The organism is Devosia sp. (genome assembly GCF_036676215.1).
GTDB lineage: Bacteria > Pseudomonadota > Alphaproteobacteria > Rhizobiales > Devosiaceae > Devosia.
The window spans coordinates 1-19,330 of the sequence record NZ_JAKFDJ010000043.1 but is presented as its reverse complement, the minus strand read 5'-3'; the positions used below and the strand labels follow the sequence as shown (position 1 = coordinate 19,330).

General features: G+C 64.1%; 21 protein-coding genes. 13 read left to right on the top strand and 8 right to left on the bottom strand.

What is annotated here, in order from left to right; all coding sequences use genetic code 11:
• The 4 genes from flgH to flgF all read right to left on the bottom strand — a co-directional run.
• On the bottom strand, nt 1-737 hold a 737-nt coding region (gene flgH / locus V6M52_RS03550; RefSeq protein WP_332686358.1), incomplete at its 3' end, for a flagellar basal body L-ring protein FlgH.
• 19 nt (nt 738-756) lie between these two features.
• Entirely contained in the window at nt 757-1,704 is a 948-nt protein-coding gene (gene flgA / locus V6M52_RS03545; RefSeq protein WP_332699491.1) for a flagellar basal body P-ring formation chaperone FlgA, read from the bottom strand.
• 11 nt (nt 1,705-1,715) lie between these two features.
• On the bottom strand, nt 1,716-2,501 hold the full coding sequence (flgG, locus tag V6M52_RS03540; RefSeq protein ID WP_332699488.1) for a flagellar basal-body rod protein FlgG: 786 nt from the start codon (nt 2,499-2,501) through the stop codon (nt 1,716-1,718).
• A gap of 15 nt (nt 2,502-2,516) precedes the next feature.
• Complete coding sequence (gene flgF, locus V6M52_RS03535; RefSeq protein WP_332699497.1) at nt 2,517-3,254, bottom strand: flagellar basal-body rod protein FlgF; 738 nt, start codon at nt 3,252-3,254, stop codon at nt 2,517-2,519.
• 290 nt (nt 3,255-3,544) lie between these two features.
• Here flgF and V6M52_RS03530 point away from each other — a divergent pair, with 290 nt between their 5' ends.
• The 5 genes from V6M52_RS03530 (at nt 3,545) to V6M52_RS03510 (ending at nt 10,188) form a co-directional block, all read left to right on the top strand.
• Complete coding sequence (locus V6M52_RS03530; protein WP_332699485.1) at nt 3,545-4,048, top strand: flagellar basal body-associated FliL family protein; 504 nt, start codon at nt 3,545-3,547, stop codon at nt 4,046-4,048.
• Nucleotides 4,048-5,214 (top strand): flagellar motor switch protein FliM, encoded by a 1,167-nt coding sequence (gene fliM, locus V6M52_RS03525; RefSeq protein WP_332686351.1) that lies wholly within the window; start codon nt 4,048-4,050, stop codon nt 5,212-5,214. Before V6M52_RS03530 ends, fliM begins: the two co-directional genes overlap by 1 nt.
• Nucleotides 5,211-5,642, top strand: coding sequence for a DUF6468 domain-containing protein (locus tag V6M52_RS03520; protein ID WP_332699482.1), 432 nt, complete (start codon nt 5,211-5,213; stop codon nt 5,640-5,642). Before fliM ends, V6M52_RS03520 begins: the two co-directional genes overlap by 4 nt.
• Entirely contained in the window at nt 5,639-6,700 is a 1,062-nt protein-coding gene (locus V6M52_RS03515) for a MotE family protein (RefSeq protein ID WP_332699479.1), read from the top strand. Before V6M52_RS03520 ends, V6M52_RS03515 begins: the two co-directional genes overlap by 4 nt.
• A gap of 158 nt (nt 6,701-6,858) precedes the next feature.
• Complete coding sequence (locus V6M52_RS03510; RefSeq protein WP_332699476.1) at nt 6,859-10,188, top strand: tetratricopeptide repeat protein; 3,330 nt, start codon at nt 6,859-6,861, stop codon at nt 10,186-10,188.
• A gap of 1 nt (nt 10,189) precedes the next feature.
• Here V6M52_RS03510 and fliP read toward each other — a convergent pair whose 3' ends face one another.
• A complete protein-coding gene (gene fliP, locus V6M52_RS03505; protein ID WP_442881806.1) occupies nt 10,190-10,936 on the bottom strand; it encodes a flagellar type III secretion system pore protein FliP in 747 nt (248 codons plus the stop codon).
• A gap of 16 nt (nt 10,937-10,952) precedes the next feature.
• Nucleotides 10,953-11,606, bottom strand: a complete 654-nt coding sequence (locus tag V6M52_RS03500) for a hypothetical protein (RefSeq protein WP_332686343.1) — start codon at nt 11,604-11,606, stop codon at nt 10,953-10,955.
• Nucleotides 11,607-11,788: 182 nt separating this feature from the next.
• Between V6M52_RS03500 and flgB the strand changes: the two genes are divergently transcribed.
• From flgB to V6M52_RS03460, 8 genes are all read left to right on the top strand, one after another.
• Nucleotides 11,789-12,196 carry a flagellar basal body rod protein FlgB gene (gene flgB, locus V6M52_RS03495; protein ID WP_332699473.1) on the top strand — a complete coding sequence of 136 codons (408 nt, stop codon included), beginning with the start codon at nt 11,789-11,791 and terminating at the stop codon, nt 12,194-12,196.
• Between the two features lie 68 nt (nt 12,197-12,264).
• A complete protein-coding gene (flgC, locus tag V6M52_RS03490) occupies nt 12,265-12,675 on the top strand; it encodes a flagellar basal body rod protein FlgC (RefSeq protein ID WP_332699470.1) in 411 nt (136 codons plus the stop codon).
• Between the two features lie 50 nt (nt 12,676-12,725).
• The gene (locus V6M52_RS03485; RefSeq protein ID WP_332686337.1) at nt 12,726-13,061 is read left to right on the top strand and encodes a flagellar hook-basal body complex protein FliE; all 336 of its coding nucleotides are present in this window, start codon (nt 12,726-12,728) and stop codon (nt 13,059-13,061) included.
• A gap of 138 nt (nt 13,062-13,199) precedes the next feature.
• The gene (fliQ, locus tag V6M52_RS03480) at nt 13,200-13,466 is read left to right on the top strand and encodes a flagellar biosynthesis protein FliQ (RefSeq protein ID WP_332699467.1); all 267 of its coding nucleotides are present in this window, start codon (nt 13,200-13,202) and stop codon (nt 13,464-13,466) included.
• Nucleotides 13,467-13,468: 2 nt separating this feature from the next.
• Nucleotides 13,469-14,236 (top strand): flagellar biosynthetic protein FliR, encoded by a 768-nt coding sequence (gene fliR, locus V6M52_RS03475; RefSeq protein WP_332686333.1) that lies wholly within the window; start codon nt 13,469-13,471, stop codon nt 14,234-14,236.
• 144 nt (nt 14,237-14,380) lie between these two features.
• Nucleotides 14,381-15,463 carry a flagellar biosynthesis protein FlhB gene (gene flhB / locus V6M52_RS03470; protein ID WP_332686331.1) on the top strand — a complete coding sequence of 361 codons (1,083 nt, stop codon included), beginning with the start codon at nt 14,381-14,383 and terminating at the stop codon, nt 15,461-15,463.
• A 109-nt stretch (nt 15,464-15,572) separates the two neighbouring features.
• Nucleotides 15,573-18,143: a cell cycle histidine kinase CckA gene (gene cckA / locus V6M52_RS03465; protein WP_332699464.1), complete on the top strand. Its 2,571-nt coding sequence runs from the start codon at nt 15,573-15,575 to the stop codon at nt 18,141-18,143.
• A gap of 2 nt (nt 18,144-18,145) precedes the next feature.
• Nucleotides 18,146-18,535 (top strand): DUF2237 family protein, encoded by a 390-nt coding sequence (locus tag V6M52_RS03460; protein WP_332699494.1) that lies wholly within the window; start codon nt 18,146-18,148, stop codon nt 18,533-18,535.
• 123 nt (nt 18,536-18,658) lie between these two features.
• On the opposite strand, the gene V6M52_RS03455 is transcribed toward V6M52_RS03460, so the two are convergent.
• Entirely contained in the window at nt 18,659-18,841 is a 183-nt protein-coding gene (locus V6M52_RS03455; protein WP_332699461.1) for a hypothetical protein, read from the bottom strand.
• Between the two features lie 33 nt (nt 18,842-18,874).
• A partial coding sequence (locus V6M52_RS03450) for an SRPBCC family protein (RefSeq protein WP_332699458.1) occupies nt 18,875-19,330 on the bottom strand: 456 nt, incomplete at its 5' end.

The window sequence follows — 19,330 nt, the reverse complement described above, 5'->3', positions numbered from 1 at the left end:
TAGAACGGCAGGATCGCGTCCATGGCCTGCTGGCCGTAGCGGGGCTGCTGCACATCGGTGATCTGGCCGCGTCCGCCGTAGGAGATGCGCGCCTCGGCGATCTTGGAGGACTGGATGGTGTTGTTGGCCTGGATATCGGAGGGACGGACGATGCCGGCCAGGATCATGTCGCGGACCTCGAAATTGACCCGCACTTCCTGGCGGCCCTCGATCACCAGATTGCCGTTAGGCAGCACCTGCATGACCACCGCGGCGACCGAGGTCTCGAGGCTTTCCGAACGGTTGACCGAGCCATTACCGCGATTGGTCATGCCGGAGTCGAATTCGATGGCGGCCGAGGGGTCGATGGAACCATCGCTGATATTGTCGAGAGCGACGCCGAAGATGCCGCCCATGCCGGCCGTGTTGGTGGAGTTGCGGCCGGACTGAGTGGTGTTGGCGATCTTGGCGCTGTCGTCGATGGTCACCATCACGGTCAGGATGTCGCCGATGCGGTGGGCGCGCTCATCCTTGAAGAAGCCGCGCGCCGAGGTGCGATAGAGCGAATTGGCCTGGTAGGTATCGGCGATGGCCTCGGGCATGGGCATGCGCACGGGCTGGTAGCCGGCAGTGGTGGTGGGGTCGGCGATGGCGGTCAGCGGCGGGGCGGAGCCCACGCTGGCGAGACGATCCATGGTGCTGCAACCGGCAAGGGTGGCGGTAAGCGTCAGGAGGGCGGCGAGTTTGAAGACGTGCATTGGTCTGATCTCCTGAAGCCTAGAGGCCGGCGAGGGCGAGCGGGTCAGAACCCACTTCGACCGCGCCGGGGGCAATTGCGGTGGCGCTGATGACGCGCTTGGACATGAGGTTGAGCACCTGCAGCGGGGCGCCCGTGGTGGCACTGGTGATGGCCTGGCCCTTGACCGTGAGGGTCATCGGGCCCTTGCGGAAATAGATGGTCACGGTGTCGTTCTTGGAGATGAGCTGCGGGAGTGCGACGTCGGCGGGTTTGAGCATCATGCCCTCGCGGCTCTGGCGCAGCAGGGTTTTGCCGACGACATCGTCGAGCCGGGGGAAACCGGTGCTCTCGACATATCTGAGGGGCACCGGGCGCATCTCGATATTGTCGGCCGACAGCAGCGTGCCGGCGGGCAGGTTGGCGGTGATATGGGGCGCCTCGATCATGAGTTCGATGGTCCCCGATACATCGAGCGGCTGCTCGACGCCGGCGATGGTGAAGCGGGCCGTGAAGGCCCCGCTGCCGGGCAGGTAGCGCAGGCTGATGACGCTGGCCGGCTCGGCGACTGCCTCGGCGTTGATGGGGGGCACGGGGTTGGCGAACAGCGTATTGAGGCTCATGCCGGAGCCAAGGATGCCGCGCTGGGACAGATCGGCGGCGATCAGTCCGGTGAGCAAGGTCTCGTCGACTATGGCAGCGGCGCGGGTGACGCGGATGCTGTCCAGCCCACCGGCTTCGAAGTCGACAATGCCGATGCGGGCGAGGGCGGCGGTGATGTCATTCAGGCCGACCACGCCGCTGGTGCCCGGCAGGGGCGCGCGGAACAGGGCCTGCTCGGCATCGGCGCCGGCATCTTCGAACATATCGCCGAGCGTGACGAGGGCGGCGTTGACCACGATATCGGAGCGCAGCACGGGCGCGGCCCAGGCTGCATTGGCGAGCAGGATTGTGGTCAGGGTGGCGAAGGCGGAACGCAGGATCATCATCGTCGCTCCTATCAGCGCAGCTGGCTGGTTGCCTGCATCATCTCGTCAGCGCCGGAGATGACGCGAGCGTTCATCTCGTAGGCGCGCTGGGCGGCGATGAGGTCGGCGATTTCGGTAACGGAATTGACGTTGGCCATTTCGAGGTAGCCCTGCAGCAGATTGCCCACGCCATTGGCATTGGGCACGCCGACCTGGGCCGGCCCGCTGGCGGCGGTTTCGACGAACAGATTGTCGCCCAGCGATTCCAGGCCCGACTTGTTGACGAAGCGGGCGAGCTGAAGCTGGCCGAGCTGGGTCGGGACCGTCTCATTGTCGAGATAGGCGCTGACCATGCCGTCGGGCGAGATGGCGATCGAGGTCGCCAGGCCCGGGATGTTGATGCCTGGATCGATGCGATAGCCGGTCGAGGTGACGATCTCGCCCTCGGCGGAGCGTTCCAGCGAGCCGTCGCGGGTATAGGCGGTGCGCCCGTCAGGCAGTTGCACCATGAAGAAGCCCTCGCCGCGCACGGCGACGTCGAGTTCGCGGTCGGTCATGTTGACGCCGCCCTGGCTCATCACGCGCGGGGTGGAGACGGTACGCACGCCCGAGCCGATCTCGAGCCCGGCGGGAAGCATGGTGCCCTGGTCGGAGGTCTGCGAGCCGGCGCGGGTGATCTGCTGGTAGAGCAGGTCCTCGAACTCGGCGCGCTGGCGCTTGTAGCCCGTGGTCCGCATGTTGGCGATATTGTTGGAGATGACTTCGACGTTGCGTTCCTGAGCGCTCATGCCGGTCGATGCGATGTAAAGAGCTTTCATGGCAAATCCTCAGGGTTACGCGTTCGCGTCGCCGAGACGCTGAATGGCGGAGCGGCGCAGGTCATCCTGCTTGGTCGCCAGCGAGGCCGCGGTTTCATAGGCGCGGGTGACGCGGATCATTTCGGCCATTTCGCTGACGCCCGAGACGTTGGACTTCTCGATGAAGCCCTGCATGGCACGCGTCTTGGTCGCGGCGACCGGCGTGCCGCCGGAGAACAGATTGTTGCCCTCGCGGACCAGTTCCTGGGCATTGGCGAATTCGACGAGGCGCAGGCGGCCCTTGGGGCCGGCGCTGGAGCTGATGGAGCCGTCGGCGGCGATCAATATGCCGGTTTCCTCGGGGCCGAACTGGATGGGGCCGCCGGTGCCGAGCACCGGATTGCCATTGGCGTCGACAAGGGTGCCGTTGGCGCTGAGCTGGAAGGTGCCGGCGCGGGTCCAGCGCTCGCCGCCCGGGGTCTGCACGGCAAAGAAGCCGTCGCCATTGAGGCCGACATCGAGTTCGCTGCCGGTCTGCACCATGGCGCCACCGGCGAGATCATGCATGGTGGCCCAGTCCTGCACATAGGAGAGCGGCTGGTCCAGGCTCGGGAAGTCCTGGTCGCGGGCGACCGGCATCACATATTCCTCGAACAGGATCTGCTCGCCCTTGAAGCCGGTGGTGTTGATGTTGGCCATGTTGTTGGCCACCACATCCATCTGCCGCTGCAGCGCGATCTGCCGGCTGAGGCTGATCAGTTGCGCATTCTCGATCATTGGCTGATCCCCGGAAAGTTAACGTCCCCGAGACTGCCTGCTTCCCCAAGCCTGCGGTCTCGGCGTTAACATTGCAGAAACCATGCCAGGTGCGAAAATTTAATAAAATCAGATAGATACGAGGTGAGGAGGGTTAGCGGTGCCGAGGCAATCTTTCCAGGTGCGGCAAAAGCTGCCCGGCAAATATTGCCGCTTTGGCTCGCTTTGTAACCAATCGTTAACCATCGGACGCTTAGCTGGACATAGAGCCGGAATCGTCCGGAAAGTCCCGAGTTTGGCAGGTTGGCATGGCCGCTGAAGCAGAAGTCGACGACGGCGCCCCGGCCAAGAAGGGGATACCCAAGCTCTTCATCATCATCGGTGCGGCAGCGATCGTGGTGCTGCTCGCTGGCGCGGGGCTCTATGTGTTCCTGTCGTCCTCGTCTGCCCCATCGGACGCAGAGGCCGGTCAAGCTGCCGAGGCCTCGGCTGCCGCGACGGCTGGTCACACCTTCATCTTCAACCTGCCGCCGATGATCGTGAACCTCAACAATGAAGCGGACAGCGGCGCCTTCATGAAGCTCACGGTGGCCCTTGAGGTCGCCAATGAGGAAATGATGGTGGAGATCCAGCCGCGCATGGCCAAGGTGGTCGATGCGTTCCAGGTGTATCTGCGCGAGCTGCGCCGCTCAGATCTCGAAGGCTCGGCCGGCGTCTATCGCCTGAAGGAAGAGTTGCTGCGCCGCGTCAACGTCGCGATCTATCCCAGCCGCGTCGAGTCGATCCTGTTCAAGGAAATCCTGGTGCAGTAATGGCTGGCCCGACCGAACAGGACAAGCTCGCGGAAGAATGGGGTCTGGATGACGCCGGATCGTCCACGGACAACATGACCGACGAGCAGCGGGCCGCTGCTGCGGCCGCCGAATGGGCCGCCATGATCGAGGGCGAGGCCGGTGAAGCCGAGGGTGGCCCCGACCGCGTTCTCAACCAGGATGAAATCGACAGCCTGCTCGGCTTTGATGCGAGCATCGGCAGCAATGTCGAGCTTACCGGCGTCCAGGCGCTGATCAATTCGGCACTGGTCAGCTACGAACGCCTGCCGATGCTCGAAATCGTCTTCGACCGGCTGGTGCGGCTGGCGACGACATCCTTGCGCAATTTCACCAGCGACAATGTCGAAGTCACCATGGACTCGATCTCCTCGGTCCGCTTCGGCGATTATCTCAATTCCATCCCGCTGCCCGCCATTCTCTCGGTGATCAAGGCTGAGGAATGGGAGAATTACGGGCTGCTCACCGTCGATTCCAGCCTGATCTATTCGATGATCGACGTGCTGCTGGGCGGCCGCCGCGTCGGGGGCAATATCCGCGTCGAAGGCCGGCCCTATACCACGATCGAGATGGCGCTGGCGCGGCGGATGATCGAAGTCATCCTCGAGGATACCCATCGCGCCTTCGAGCCAGTGACCCAGGTCAATTTCAAGCTCGAGCGCATGGAAACCAATCCGCGCTTCGCCGCCATTTCGCGGCCGGGCAATGCGGCCATCCTGATTGAGCTGCGTATCGAGATGGACGATCGTGGCGGCAAGATCGAAATCCTGTTGCCCTACGCCACCATCGAACCCATCCGCGAACAGCTGCTGCAGATGTTCATGGGTGAAAAATTCGGCCGTGACCCGATCTGGGAAGGCCATCTGGCGACCGAAATCTATTCGGCCGATGTCGAGATCGAGGCGGTGCTGCACGAACAGGATCTGCCGCTTTCGCGCGTGCTGAGCATGAAGCCGGGCGACACAGTGATGTTCGAACGTGCACCCACCGACCCGGTGCGGCTGCGCTGCGGCGATGTCGAACTGACCGAGGCCATCATGGGCCATATCGGCAACCACGTATCGGTGCGGGTCACCCGCCCCCTCAACCCGCCCCGGGTCACCATGGCGGCCTTTGAAGCAATCGACGAGAAAATGGAAGGACGATGATGTTCGGCTTGCCTCTGGGTATGTTCGTGGAGGGCGCTGTCGCCATTCTGCTGGCACTGACAATCGGATACTGCATCGTGCTCAACCAGCGCCTGAAGCGGCTGCACGCCGACAAGGATGTGTTGCGCCAGATGGTGGCCGACCTGGTGGGGGCGACCAATCTCGCCAACCAGGCCATCAAGGAGCTCAAGCAGACGGCCGTGGAAGCCGACCTGTCGCTCAATTCCCGGCTCGAAGAGGCCGAGCGCTTCGGCATCGAGCTGGCCAATCATGTCAATGCCGGCACGGTGCTGATGGAGCGCATCGCCAAGATCACCAGCGTTGCCCGCCACAGCCAGGCCATCGAGCCGGTGGAACAGCCCAACAAGGTGCAATCGGCGCTTGAACAGCTGTCGGCGCGCGTTCGCACCCGCGGAGTCGCTGCGTGACCAATATCCGCCTGCTGCCGGTCGTCGTCCTGGCCATTGCTGCGCTGCTGGTGCTCAAAACCGTGGGTCTGGTGACCAATGGCGGTTATGTGCTGACGGGCGTCGGTACCGTCTGGGCGGCCGGTGCAAGCGCGGCGAGCGAGGGCGGTGGCACTGCCGAGGCCGACCAGACGGTAACTCCGGCGGCTGAACCGACCCTGGAGGATGCCAGCCCGACGCTGACCGACTCTGCGCCGACCTTGGGCGAGCAGCCGGCAGAGGCGGGCGCGGGCGCGCCCGCTGCCGAGACCGCAACGCCACCCGGCGCCGAGACGCCGGTCATGACCCCCGCCAATGCGCTGGCCCAGGACGTCACTGCGGCGCCGGGCGTCTATTGCGTCGAGTCTGATGCCACGATCACGGAAAGTGGCGAAGCCATCGTCCGGCCGCCAAGAACTGCCGAGATCGAAGCGGCGACCGAGGCCGTCAATGTGGTTGAGCGGACGGTGCCCGCGGGCAGCTTTGCGCCGCCTGTGATCGATTGCCTGCCGTCCGGGGACGCGATTCCCATGGAAATTGATGCCGATGGCGTTGCCGTCCCGCTGGTCGGCACCGAGGCGGTGTCCGGGACAGAGCAGCAATTGCTGGAGCGCCTCGTCGCCCGCCGTGAAGAGTTGCAGCAATTTGAACAGGACCTGGCGCTGCGCGCCTCTATCGTCGACGCCGCCGAGAAGCGCATCGAGGAGCGGGCCGCAACCCTGCAGGCGCTGGAAACCCAGATTTCCACCCTGGTCGATCAACGGCAGGAGATGGAGACGGGGCAGTTCGCTGGTATCGTGGCGATGTATGAGGCGATGCGGCCCAAGGATGCTGCCAGCATCTTCAACAATCTCGACATTGACGTGCTGCTGCGCGTGGCCAAGACGATGAGCCCGCGCAAGATGGCGCCGATCCTGGCCGAGATGGATGCGCCGCGGGCGCAGGAGCTGACGGTGAAGATGGCCGATCTCGCGGACCGGCCGGCCGCCGAGATGACGCCGGACGATCTGGCGGCCTTGCCTCAGATCGTTGGTCAATAAGGCTTTTCCTTTTGGGGTAAGGCGACGTTAAGTAGGGGGCGCTAGGGTCGGCACGAGAGTATCGTGTAACCCATGCGTTTCGTGATCCCGGAGCCGAAAGCTTCGCCACGCTAACGCGATAAAGTGCGTCGGGCGGGCAGAAGCCGGTGAAGACGATCATGGCAGGTTTGCGGCGCGCCGGAAGGGCCGCGATGATCGGCGTCGCCTTGGCTATGCTGGGTCTGGCCATGCCGGCGGCGGCCCAAGAACAAGGCCAGCTGTTTGCCACCCAGGAAGACGGCTACGCCCGGATGATCCTGAGCTTTCCGGGCCGCGACGACCTGCCAAAATACGAAATGCGCATCGAAAACGGCGTGCTCTCGATCGAATTCGAGGAGCAGGTTTCGATCATCCTGCCCGATGTTGGGGTCACCATGGCGCCCTATCTGTCCGTCGCCCGGGTAGATCCGGACGGAAGGGGCCTGCGCATGGGCCTGCGCACGGCGTATAATTTCAATCGCATCGAAGCAGGCGAGAAGCTCTTTATCGACCTGTTGCCGACCGACTGGCAGGGCATGCCCCCCGCGCTGCCGCAGGAGATCATCGACGAGTTGGCGGAGCGGGCGCGGCTCGCCGCCATTCGCGCCGAACGCGAGCGCAAGGCCGCCGAGGTGGAGGCCCTCAATCCGCAGGCGATCGTCCGCGTTGGTCGCAATGCCACTTTCATGCGCCTGCAGTTCGACTGGACCGTGCCAACCACGGCCGAGTTCGTGCAGGAGGGGGAGACGGCCCATATTGCTTTCGAATGGCCGGTTGGCGTCGATATGCGCGATCTGTCGGTCGATCTGCCGCCCGAGGTCGCCTCGGTCGAAACGTCAGTGAGCCCGGATGGCTCGCTAGTCACATTGCAACTGGCCGCGGGGGTGACGCCACGCTTCTACGAGATTTCGCCGCGTCAGTACGTGCTCGACGTCGATATCGCTGGCATCGGCCTGCCCAGCTTCACCGCCGCGAGCCTTGCCGATGGCATTGCCCAGGAGCCCGAGGAAGAGTCCGCCGGACCTGACACTGCCAAGGTCGGCATGCTGTATCCCGAGGGCGTGGCCAAGAGCGTGACGCCCTTTGTCAGCGTTCTGGGCTCCACCGTCCGGGTGGTGTTTCCGTTTGAGCAGGATACGCCGGCGGCGGTATTCCGGCGCGGCGACACGGTCTGGATGATCTTCGACACGGTGTCCGGCATTCGGCCGCCTGTCCATTCAGAGGAGCTCGATGCCCTGGCCAGCGAGTTCGCGGTGGTGACGTCCGGCGATACCCAGGTGGTGCGGGTCGAGCTGTCGCAGGACCGGCTGGCGACCCTGGGGTCGGAGGGCATGGCCTGGGTGCTGTCGCTGGGCGACATCATGCTGACGCCAACCGAGCCGATCAATCTCAGCCGCCGCCGCGACCTCGATGGCGTGTTCGAAGTGGTGGCGGATGTGGTTCGTCCCGGGCGTATCCACGATTTCCGCGACCCGCTGGTCGGCGACTTGCTCAAGGTGGTGACGGCCTATCCACCGGCACGGGGCGTTACCCGCACGCTCGACTATGTCGAATTCTCCGCCCTGCGCAGCGTGCACGGCCTGGTCATCAAGCCGAAAAGTCCCGAACTCGCCCTGGCAATCGAGAGCGAGCTGGCCGTGCTCTCGACGTCAGGCGGATTGACCGTTTCGGCCCATGATGCGCCGCGCAATATCGGCAATGGCATCACCGAGACGCTGCGCGGTAGCTATGTCGATCTGGCGGTGCTGGAGGAGAAGGACTTCGGCGCGCTCAACGATCACGTCGATGCGCTGCTCGCCGATGCCGCGGACGGGGAAGGCCGGGCCCGCGACGTCGCCCGCCTCGACCTGGCGCAATACTACACGGCCAACCGGTTTGCCCATGAGGCGCTGGGTGTGCTGGACGTGATGGAGTCCGACCTCGAGGCGGAGGACCTGACGCGCAAGATGCGGATGACGCGCGCCATCGCATCGACGCTGGCAGTTCGCCCGGCCGAGGCATTGAGCATTCTCAACGCCAATTCGATGGGGCAGGAGGTCGATGCCCTGTTGTGGCGGACCATCGCGCGCGTGGATGCCTACGACTTCAAGGGTGCGCGTGCCGATGCGGTCGAGGCCAATGGCATTGCCGAGAATTACCCGCTGTGGGTACGCAACAAGTTCTACTTCGCTGCCGTGCGTGCCGCGGTGGAGACTGACGATATGCCCGTGGCGGAACGCTTCCTCGACCAGATCGAGTTCGCCAGCCTCGATCCCGAACAGGCCAGCCTGTTCCACCTGCTTTCCGGGCGAGTGGACGAGGCGCGCGGCCGGGTCGCCGAGGCCATCGACACCTATGGCCAGGTCATCGCCGCCGATATCCGCCCCACAAGGGCCGAGGCGATCTACCGCACGCTGCGCCTGCTCAACGAGCAGGGGACGCTCGATCTGGCCAAGGCCACGCAGACCCTGTCGGCGGAGGCGCTGCTGTGGCGCGGCAATCCGCTGGAGGCCGACATGCAGGCCATGCTGGCAAACTTCTATTTCCGCGATGGCGACTATCGCCTGGGCTTCGAGACGGTGCAGCAGGCCGTCGCCAACTACCCGGAAAGCCGGCCGATCACTGAGCTGCGCGATGAAGCCCAGCGCAGGTTCGGCGAACTGTTTCTCGATGGCGTGGCCGACTCGCTGGGTCCGATCGATGCGCTGGGGCTCTACTACGACTTCCGCCAACTGACGCCGCCGGGGGCGCGCGGCGACGAGATGATCCGCAACCTGGCGCGGCGCCTGGTGCGGGTCGACCTGCTGGCGCAGGCCGCCGAACTGCTCGAATATCAGCTGGAGAACCGCCTGCGCGGCGTTGCCCGGACGCAGATCGCGGCCGATCTGGCCATCATCTACCTGGCCGATCGCAGGCCGCAGGACGCCATACGAGTGCTCAACGCCACGCGGCTGCCCGACCTGCCGGAATCGCTGCAGCGCCAGCGGCGGATCCTCGAGGCCCGGGCCATGATCGATGGCGGCCGGGATCAGCTGGCGCTCGACCTGCTACGCGACCTGGACGGGCGGGATGCCAATCTGCTGCGCATCGATGCGCACTGGAAGGCCAAGCGCTACGACCAGGCCAGCGAAATGCTTGAGGCGCTTTACGCCGACCAGCCCGAAGGGGTGCCGCTGAGCCAGACGGTGCGCATGGGCCTGATCAAGGCCGGCGTCGGCTTCGTGCTGGCGGGCGACCAGTTCGGGCTGTCGCGCCTGCGTTCCAAGTTCGGCGACGCCATGGTCACGACGCCGGAATGGCCGATGTTCGACCTGGTTACCGGGCAGATCCAGGTCACCAGCCTCGAATTCAAGGCGGTTGCCAGCCAGGTCTCGGGCGTTGACGGGATCAACGCGTTCCTCGCGTCCTATCGCGACACCTATGCGGGGGAGGGAGCCCTGGCCCCTCTCTCTGCATCGGAGCCCAGCGCAGGCGTCGCTTTGGCGTCCTAGGCTAGCCGCCGCCGCTGACGAAGCTGCGCACCAGTGAGCCGGCGACGAGATACCAGCCGTCGACCAGCACGAAGAAGATCAGCTTGAACGGCAGCGAGATCACCACCGGCGGCAGCATCATCATGCCCATACTCATCAGCACCGAGGCCACGACCATGTCGATGACCACGAAGGGCAGGAACAGCAGGAAGCCGATTTCGAAGGCGCGGCGCAGCTCGGAGATCATGAACGCCGGAATCAGCAGTTGCAGCGGGATGGCCTCGGGGTCATCGGGGATGGGTGCCTCGGTGAGGTCGTAGAACAGGGTCAGATCCTGCTCGCGCACATTGGCCCGCATGAATTCGTGCAGCGGCGCGCTGCCCAGCTCGAAGGCCTCTGCAATTTCGATATCGCCCGCCAGCAGGGGGGCGATGCCCTGGTCGTAGGATTGCTGCAGGGTCGGCTGCATCACGAAGACGGTCAGGAACAGCGCCAGCGAGACCATCACCGAATTGGGCGGTGCGGTTTGCAGGCCGATGGCGGTTCGCAGCAGCGACAGCACCACCACGATGCGGGTGAAGCTGGTGACCATCACCAGGATGGACGGGGCCAGCGAGAGCAGCGTGATCAGCCCGATGATCTGGACAGCACGCTCGGTCAGCGTGGTGTCGTCACCGAAATCGATCGAAACGTCCTGCCCGAAGGCGAGGCTCGGCGTCAGCGCCAGCAGCAGCACCGCCAGCCCGGCATAGGGTGCGAGCCGTCGCAGCCGCGACGGCGCAGCCTTACTTCCGGGTCGCCTCGCTGTTGTCCTCGACAAAGTCGGTGCCTTCTACGTCATGCTGCGCCGTGTCCTCTTTAGCTGAGTCGGCGGCCGGCAAGACCGGATCGGCGGAGTTTTCAGGGGAAACCGGCATTTCCGCCTCGCTGACGGGCCGCAGCAGGCCGGTATGGCGCAGCGACAGGTGGGCGCGCTTGTTGGTCGGCTGCCCCAGTTCGCGCAGCCGCTCGATGGCGGTAACGGGCACGGCCGGACCCTGCGGCTCGACGGCTGGTGCCGCTGGTGCAGCGGCCCTGGCGGCCGGTGCGGGCTTGCGGGAGGCCACCATGGGAATGGGCCGCCGGGACGGCTGGGCCGCCGGCGCCTCATCCACCGCTATACCGGTTTCGATCACCAGGTCCTGCGCGCCGCCAGTGAGGATCAGGTGTTCGACATTGTCGCGCCGCACGATGAGCAATTGCCGCTTGGGATCGAGGGCGAGGGTATCGACCACTGCCAGCCGCCGGTTGCGCCCCCGCGCGACATTGCCCGAGGCGCGGGCCAGGAGCTTGAGCAGCCACAGCACCAGCACGATCGCCACAACGACCGCAGCGAGGGCGAAGATCGCGGTCAGGACGCTATTGCCCGAACCACCGAAGAGGCTGGTGATGAACTGCATGTCGGCTCCCAAACAGGCACCGCCCGAATCCGGCGGCATATATTGCCTACCACATCCCGATAAATGTGCAGAATGCGAGGCAGGTATTGCCCTAACCCGGCGCGGTTAACGCTTGATTAACCATAGACCGGCAAGAATTGCCCAGCGCGTAGCATTTTGAGACTCGCGGGGGATTTCGGCCAATGGGCCTCATGAATATGCCGGTGTTCACGGCACTCACGGACAAGATGCGCTGGCACCAGACCCGTCAAGGCCTTTTGGCCGAGAACGTGGCCAATGCGGAGACCCCGGGCTTCCGGGGGCGGGACCTGGCGCAGTATGATTTTGCCGACCGCTCAAGCGGCTTTTCCACGGCGTCCGTCACCACCTCGGCGACCCAGCCGATGCATTTTTCGGTGTCCAGCAGCGAGGGATCGGCTTTTGGCGCCCAGCGCATGGCCAATTTCGAGGTAACGCCCGAAGGCAACGGGGTCACGCTGGAAGACGAGATGATGAAGGTCACGACCAACATGATGGACTACCAGGCCGCGACCACGCTCTACCAGAAGTCGATCAAGATCCTCAAAACCGCAATGGGCCGGCAGGCCTAGGCGTTCAAGCACAAGCGACCGCCGGTTCTGCGGCCGAAAACGCGACGAAAACAGAGAGCTAGCGTCACATGGATTTCAACTCTTCGCTTCGCATCGCCGCCACCGGGCTGCACGCTCAGACTGCGCGCATGCGGGTGATCGCCGAGAACCTTGCCAATGCGGACTCTGCCGGCACGGCGCCGGGGGAGGAGCCCTATCGCCGGCGCATTCCAACCTTTGAGGTCTCGTATGACGCCGATGTCGGGGGCAAGGTCGTCGAGGTGGGAAACCTGGCCTATGACATGAGCGACTTTACCAGCCGCTTCGAGCCGGGCCACCCCGCGGCCGACGCGACCGGCTATGTGCAGTATCCCAACGTCAATCCGCTGATCGAGGCGATGGACATGCGCGAGGCCCAGCGCACCTATGAGGCCAATCTCAATGTCGTCACCGTGACGCGGCAGATGCTCGGGCGCACGCTCGACATCCTGCGCGGCTGACGGTTTTCCGGTCCGAAAGCGCGGCAGCAAACACTGGCAGGAGCCGATAGATGGCCATCAATACCCCTTTCAACGCCGCCACAGCCGCCTATGGCAATGCCAGCCGGCTGATCAACCAGGCGGCCAAGCCCAATACAGATCTGACGGCGCTTGCCGCGCCTTCGGGCGGCGGCAGCTTTGCCGACCTGCTGGCCCAGCAGGTGCAGGGCGTCGTCGATGCCGGCAAGGCGAGCGATGCCATGGCCGTCGACATGGTCAACGGCAAGGCCAACGTGGTCGACATGGTGACCGCGCTCAGCGAAACCGAAATCGCCATCGAGAGCATGGTGACCATTCGCGACCGGGTGATCTCGGCCTACGAAGAAATCATGCGGATGCCGATCTAGCACTGGCCTTTCGCCACGGCGTCACCTTGCGAAAGTGGGGATGCCTCTTAGCGGTGGAAGGGCGATTCCTGCTTTCGCGGGAATGACGCGGTGGGCGTACAATGAATGCGGGCGACGATTCGTCCGGCAGGAACCACCATGACCGGCGCCGAAGTACTCGACATTGCCAGCGACGGCATCTGGACGCTGATCATCGTGTCGGCGCCGATGATGATTGTCGGGCTGGTGGTCGGCGTGGTCATCGCGCTGTTCCAGGCGCTGACCCAGATCCAGGAACAGACCCTGGTCTTCGTGCCCAAGATCATCGCCATTTTCCTCACCATGCTCCTGACCCTGCCGTTTCTCGGCGCCACCATGGGCGGCTATATGAGCCGCGTGGTCGACATGATCATCGTGGGCGGCTGACGGTGACGGTCGGTCTCGATTGGCTGCCCAATACGGCCTTTCTCTATCTGCTGCTGTTCTCGCGCATCGGCGCGATCCTGATGCTGATGCCGGCGCTGGGCGAAGACCTGATCCCGGTGCGGATGCGGCTGAGCTTTGCGCTCGCCTTTACCCTGGTGGTCTATCCGCTGCTGTCGCCGAACCTGCCCACGATGCCGGCCGATATCATGGGCATTATCGGCCTCATCTTCCACGAACTGGCTATCGGCCTCATCCTGGGCGCTATTGCGCGCATCACGGTGATGGCCGCGCAGGTCGCCGGCGCGATCATCGCGTTCCAGGCCGGCCTTTCGACCGCCATGGCGGCGGACCCCACCCAGGTCGGGGTCCAGGGCGCCGTGTTCGGCAGCTTCCTCAGCTTCCTGGGCATGGTGCTGATCTTTGCCACCGACCTGCATCACATGGCCCTGGCCGCGACCTATGACAGCTACATGGTGTTTCCCCTCGATACGCCGCTGATGTTCGACGATGCGGCCCAACTGGCCATCCGCACCGTTGCCGGGGCGTTCAGCGTGGGCGTGCAGATGTCGGCGCCGTTCATCGTCTTTGGCCTGGTGTTCAACCTGGGAGCGGGCATTCTGGCCCGGCTGATGCCTGCCATGCAGGTGTTTTTCGTACTGATGCCGGCCAATATCATCATCGGGCTGGTGCTGTTCGCGCTGCTGCTGACTATGATGATGGGCTGGTATCTCAGTGCGTTCGAAAACCATCTCGCGATGTGGAGGGGCTGAGGGTGTCCCGAAATCCACGTCAGGGCGAGTCGAGAGCGCGTTTGGCGAGAACCGGCGCGCAGCGTACTTTTGGGTACGTGAGCGCCGGAAGCGCAGGCAGGCGCCGCTCGCAGGCCGCCATCACGTGGATAGCGGGGCACCCTGATGTCTGACGAAGCCCCCGAACAAGACGCCAAAACAGAAGACCCTTCCCAAAAGAAGCTCGAGGACGCCCACAAGAAGGGCGATGTCGCCAAGAGCCAGGAAGTCGTCACCTGGTTCATGCTGCTGGGGTCGGCGGCCATTTTTACGATGATGGCGCCGGCTACGGCGGCGAACCTGATGGGGTCGCTCAAGATACTGGTGATGAATGCCGATCAGTTCGAGCTGGGCGGCGCGGGGTTCGGCGCCTTCTTCAACAATCTGGCGCTGGCCCTGCTGGGCACCGTCCTGGTGCCTCTAGTGGTGCTTTCGAGCTGCGCCGTGCTGGCCAATCTGATCCAGCACCGGCCGCTGATGTCGGCCGAGCCCATCATCCCGAAATTCTCCAAGATTTCGCCGCTGGCCGGCGCCAAGCGATTGTTTTCCAGCGAGTCGCTGGTCAATTTCGGCAAGGGCCTGTTCAAGATTTCCATCGTGGGCACGGTGGTCGTGCTTGTCGTGTGGCCCGAGCGCGACCGGCTGGACACCATGATGACGGCCGATCCCCTGATGATCCTGGCCGATTTCCAGGAGATCGGCATCAAGATCTTCGCCGCCGTGCTGTCCATCGTCACCGTCATCGCCCTGGCCGACTATCTCTATGTGCGCCAGAAATGGTGGAAGAAGCAGATGATGACGCTTCAGGAAACGCGTGACGAATACAAGCAGATGGAGGGCGATCCTCACATCAAGGGCAAGCTCCGCCAATTGCGGCAGGAGAGAGCGCGCAGGCGCATGATGTCTGCGGTGCCCGACGCCACGGTGGTCATCACCAACCCGACGCACTTTGCGGTGGCGCTCAAATACGACAAGGGCATGAAAGCGCCGCTCTGCGTTGCCAAAGGCGCCGACGCCATCGCCCTGCGCATTCGCGAAGTGGCCAAGGAAAACGACGTGCCGATCGTCGAGAACCCGCCGCTGGCCCGAGCGCTGTTTGCCAGCGTCGAGGTGGATGGGGTCATTCCCAATGAGCATTTCAAGGCCGTCGCCGAAGTCATCGGATTCGTGATGCGGCTCAAGAGAGGTGCGGGCTGGAAGGCAAACTAGGGTAGTGTTGAAAACCCTGTTCGGCCTCCCGCAGGGTCTGGCCATTTGCTAGACCATTACGAAGGGCCTGATTCGGGCCGAATAACCGGTTGCGGAGCATTCTGGACCCATGGCAGCAAGGCCGCTTGGCGAGGACAATTATCCCGATCCGCTCGTGGCTGGGGGACGCGGCAGCGCCGGGCTGTGGCGCGTGCTGGTGCTCGGGCTGGCATTGGTGGCTGTCGCCGTGGTGTTCTCGCTGTTCGGGGAGCGCATCCCGCCCGATGCGATCATGACCTTTGTCGGCATCCTGGCGGTGGTGGGCGTCTTCTGCCTGTTTGGCCTGGCGGCCGGGCTGTTCCGGTTTGCCAATGGCGAAGAGCGCCGCACCATTTCCAATGCCGTGGTCGACAGCCTGCCCTTTGGTGCCGTGGTGTCGGATCGTGATGGCAAGATTTCCTACGTCAACGCCCATTACGGCAGCTTCACCGGCGCGGTGACCAATGGCGTGCCAGTGGGCGTGCCGCGGCTGTTTGCCGGCCAGTCCGATGCCAGCGAGGCCATCTACCGGCTGTCGCGCGCCGCCAAGGACGGGCGCGCAGCGGTGGAAGACATCCGCATTATCGGCGGGCTGGGCGGTTCGGTGGCCGATAGCGCCAAGCCATACTGGTATCGCGTCGCCGTGCGGCCCTTGCCGGAATCGGACGAAACCAGCAAGCCGCTGGTCATCTGGTCGGTGGAAGACATTACCCGCGACCGCGACAACAATGAGAGCGCCTTCCGCGATCTGCAGCGCGCCATCGATTATCTCGATCATTCGCCCGCCGGTTTCTTCTCGGCCGATGCGCATGGCCGCATCCAGTATCTCAACTCCACGCTGACCGACTGGCTGGGCTATGACCTGGCCGAGTTCAATGCCGGGCATCTGAGCCTGTCGGACCTGGTGCGCGGCGATGGCGCGAGCCTGTTGATGCGCGGCCGGGGCGACGGGGAAATCCGCACCGAGATCATCGATATCGATCTGGTGCGCCGCAATGGTACGAGCTTTCCGGTGCGCCTGCTGCATCGCGCCGCCCGGCTTGCCGATGGCGAACTGGGCGAGACGCGCACACTGGTGCTCGACAAGTCCAACGCGCCCGATACCGAGGAAGAACTGCGTGCCGCCGAAGTGCGGTTCTCGCGCTTCTTCAACGACACGCCCTTCGCCATTGCCACGCTGGACGGGGAAGGGCGCATCATCCGCACCAATGCCCCGTTCGGGCGCATCTTCAAATGGTCGGGCGAGGAAAAGAGCCTGGAACTGCAGCCGCTGAGCGAACTGATCGGGGAAGGCAGCCGCGACAAGTTTGCCCGCGCTATCGCCGACGCCGCCGCGCACCGTTCCGAGGTCGAGCCTGTCGATGCCCTGCTGAGTGCCGAGGGCGACTATGCCGTGCGGCTTTATCTCTCCGCATCGGAGATGAGCGCGGGATCGCCCGAGCAGGTCAATGTCTATGCCCTCGACATGACCGACCAGCGCAAGCTGGAAGCCCAGTTTGCCCAGAGCCAGAAAATGCAGGCAGTCGGCCAGCTTGCTGGCGGCGTGGCGCATGATTTCAACAATCTGCTCACCGCCATTATCGGCTTTTCGGATCTCTTGCTGCTCAAGCACAAGCCGGGCGACCCCTCGTTCAGCGAGCTGATGCAGATCAAGCAGAATGCCAACCGCGCCGCGGGCCTCACCCGGCAGCTGCTGGCCTTCTCGCGGCGGCAGACGCTGCGGCCGCAAGTGCTCGAGCTGCCGCTGATCGTCGATGACCTCACGGTTCTGCTCAAGCGCATGATCGGCGAGAAGAACACGCTGACGGTGGAACACGGCCGCAATATCTGGCCAGTGCGCGCCGACGTGGTGCAACTGGAACAGGTCATCATCAACCTCGTGGTCAATGCGCGTGACGCCATGCCCAATGGCGGCGCTATCACCCTCCGCACCAGCAATGTCGAGCGCTCCGAGGCCGAACGCATGACCTTCGAGGGCATGGTGCCGGCCGACTATGTGCTGATCGACGTGCAGGATACCGGCACCGGCATGAGCCAGGACGTGCTGGCGAAGATATTCGAGCCGTTCTTCACCACCAAGGAACTGGGCAAGGGCACTGGGCTGGGCCTGTCGACGGTCTATGGCATCGTCAAACAGACCGAGGGCTATATCTATCCCGTCTCGGTGCTGGGTGTGGGCACGACGTTCAAGATCTTCCTGCCGCGCCATGTGCAGGCGGCCAATGAGGTGGCCGCCAAGATCGCCGCGGCGGCGCCGGTGCGTGACCTGACCGGGCATGAACGCATCCTGCTGGTCGAGGATGAGGAGAGCGTGCGCGCCTTCTCGGCCCAGGCGCTGCGCGCCACCGGCTATGAAGTGTTCGAGGCGGACGGCGGCGACGAAGCGCTGGAAGTACTCGAAGACCTCGATTTCAAGATCGACCTGATGATCTCCGACGTGGTCATGCCCGAGATGGACGGGCCGACATTGCTCAAGCATGTGCGCGAGCAGATGCCCAATCTCAAGGTCATCTTCGTCTCCGGCTATGCCGAGGAAAGCGTGCGACGCGATATCGAGGACGACCAGAGCGTCGAATTCCTGCCCAAGCCCTATTCGCTCGACCAGATCAATACCAAGGTCAAGGAAGTGCTGCAGATGCTGGACAAGAGCGATATCAATTGAACGTGCAGGGGCGCTTCGAGGGCCCGGCCGAACTCAATGTGCTGGGCGAGCCGCTGCAGGCCTGTTCCAGCGATCCGCTCACCGGCTTCTTCCGCACCGGCTATTGCGCGGCCGGGCCGGAGGGCGCCGCTTTCCATCTGGTCTGCATCGAGGCGACCGAGGATTTTCTCGAATATTCCAAAGCGGCCGGCAATGACCTGACGACCCCTATGCCGCAATTTGCCTTTCCGGGGCTGGTGGCGGGCAATCGCTGGTGCCTCGTCGCCCAGCGCTGGTCGCAGGCGCACCAGGCCGGCAAGGCGCCGCGGGTGTTCCTGCGCTCCACCAATCAGGCCGTGCTCGGGCTGATTCCGCTGGGCGTATTGAAGGCCTATGCGCTGGATTTGAACTGAGGGTTCTTCACCTCTCCCTTGGGGAGAGGTCGGCGCGCAGCGCCGGGTGAGGGGGCCTTTCCCTTCGGACTTCTGTGCGATTCCCCGCCCCCCCTTTCCGGGACAATCAGACCGGGCGTTGAACTATTGCCGCCCGCGCATCGGCCGCGCCATGGCAGCGCCCAGACCGGCAAGGGCGACGACGAAAAAGGTCCACTGCAGAACGGCCAGGAATGTGCTGGGCGATTCAGAGGAAAAGAAAACGGTGTAGCCGAGCCAGAGGGCAACCAGCGCACAAATGATGGCTGAAACGCGAGGGTCGTTCATGGCGATGTCCTTCTCCAGCGGGCTTGGGCTAGCCTACTTCTGGCTCACCAGCTCCGCCAGTACAGTATCGAGCTTGCTGTACCCATACTCCATGCCCTCGGCCATCGGCGTCTTCAGCGCGCCATCACGGGCGTCCTTGGATGAATAGGTGATGGTATTGACCAGCGTTGTTCGGGCATTGGCTTCGTCGAGTTGCAGCGCGGAAACCGTCTCTCCCCCGGTCCAGTCGTCGTCGAACAGTTCGGCAGTGACCACCCGTTCGACCGGCTCGAACGCCCTGACCACGCCGCCCATGCCCATGACGTAGCCGCTGGGCGCCTTCCACTCGTAGCGATACCTGCCGCCGACCTTGGCATCGAATTCGCAGACCGTCATGATCCAGCCTTCGGCGCCATTGAGCCAGCGTTTGATCAGCGCCGGCTGGGTGTAGCAGGCGAAGACCAGATGGCGCGGCGCATCGAATTGCCTTGTGATGACGATCTGTGTGTC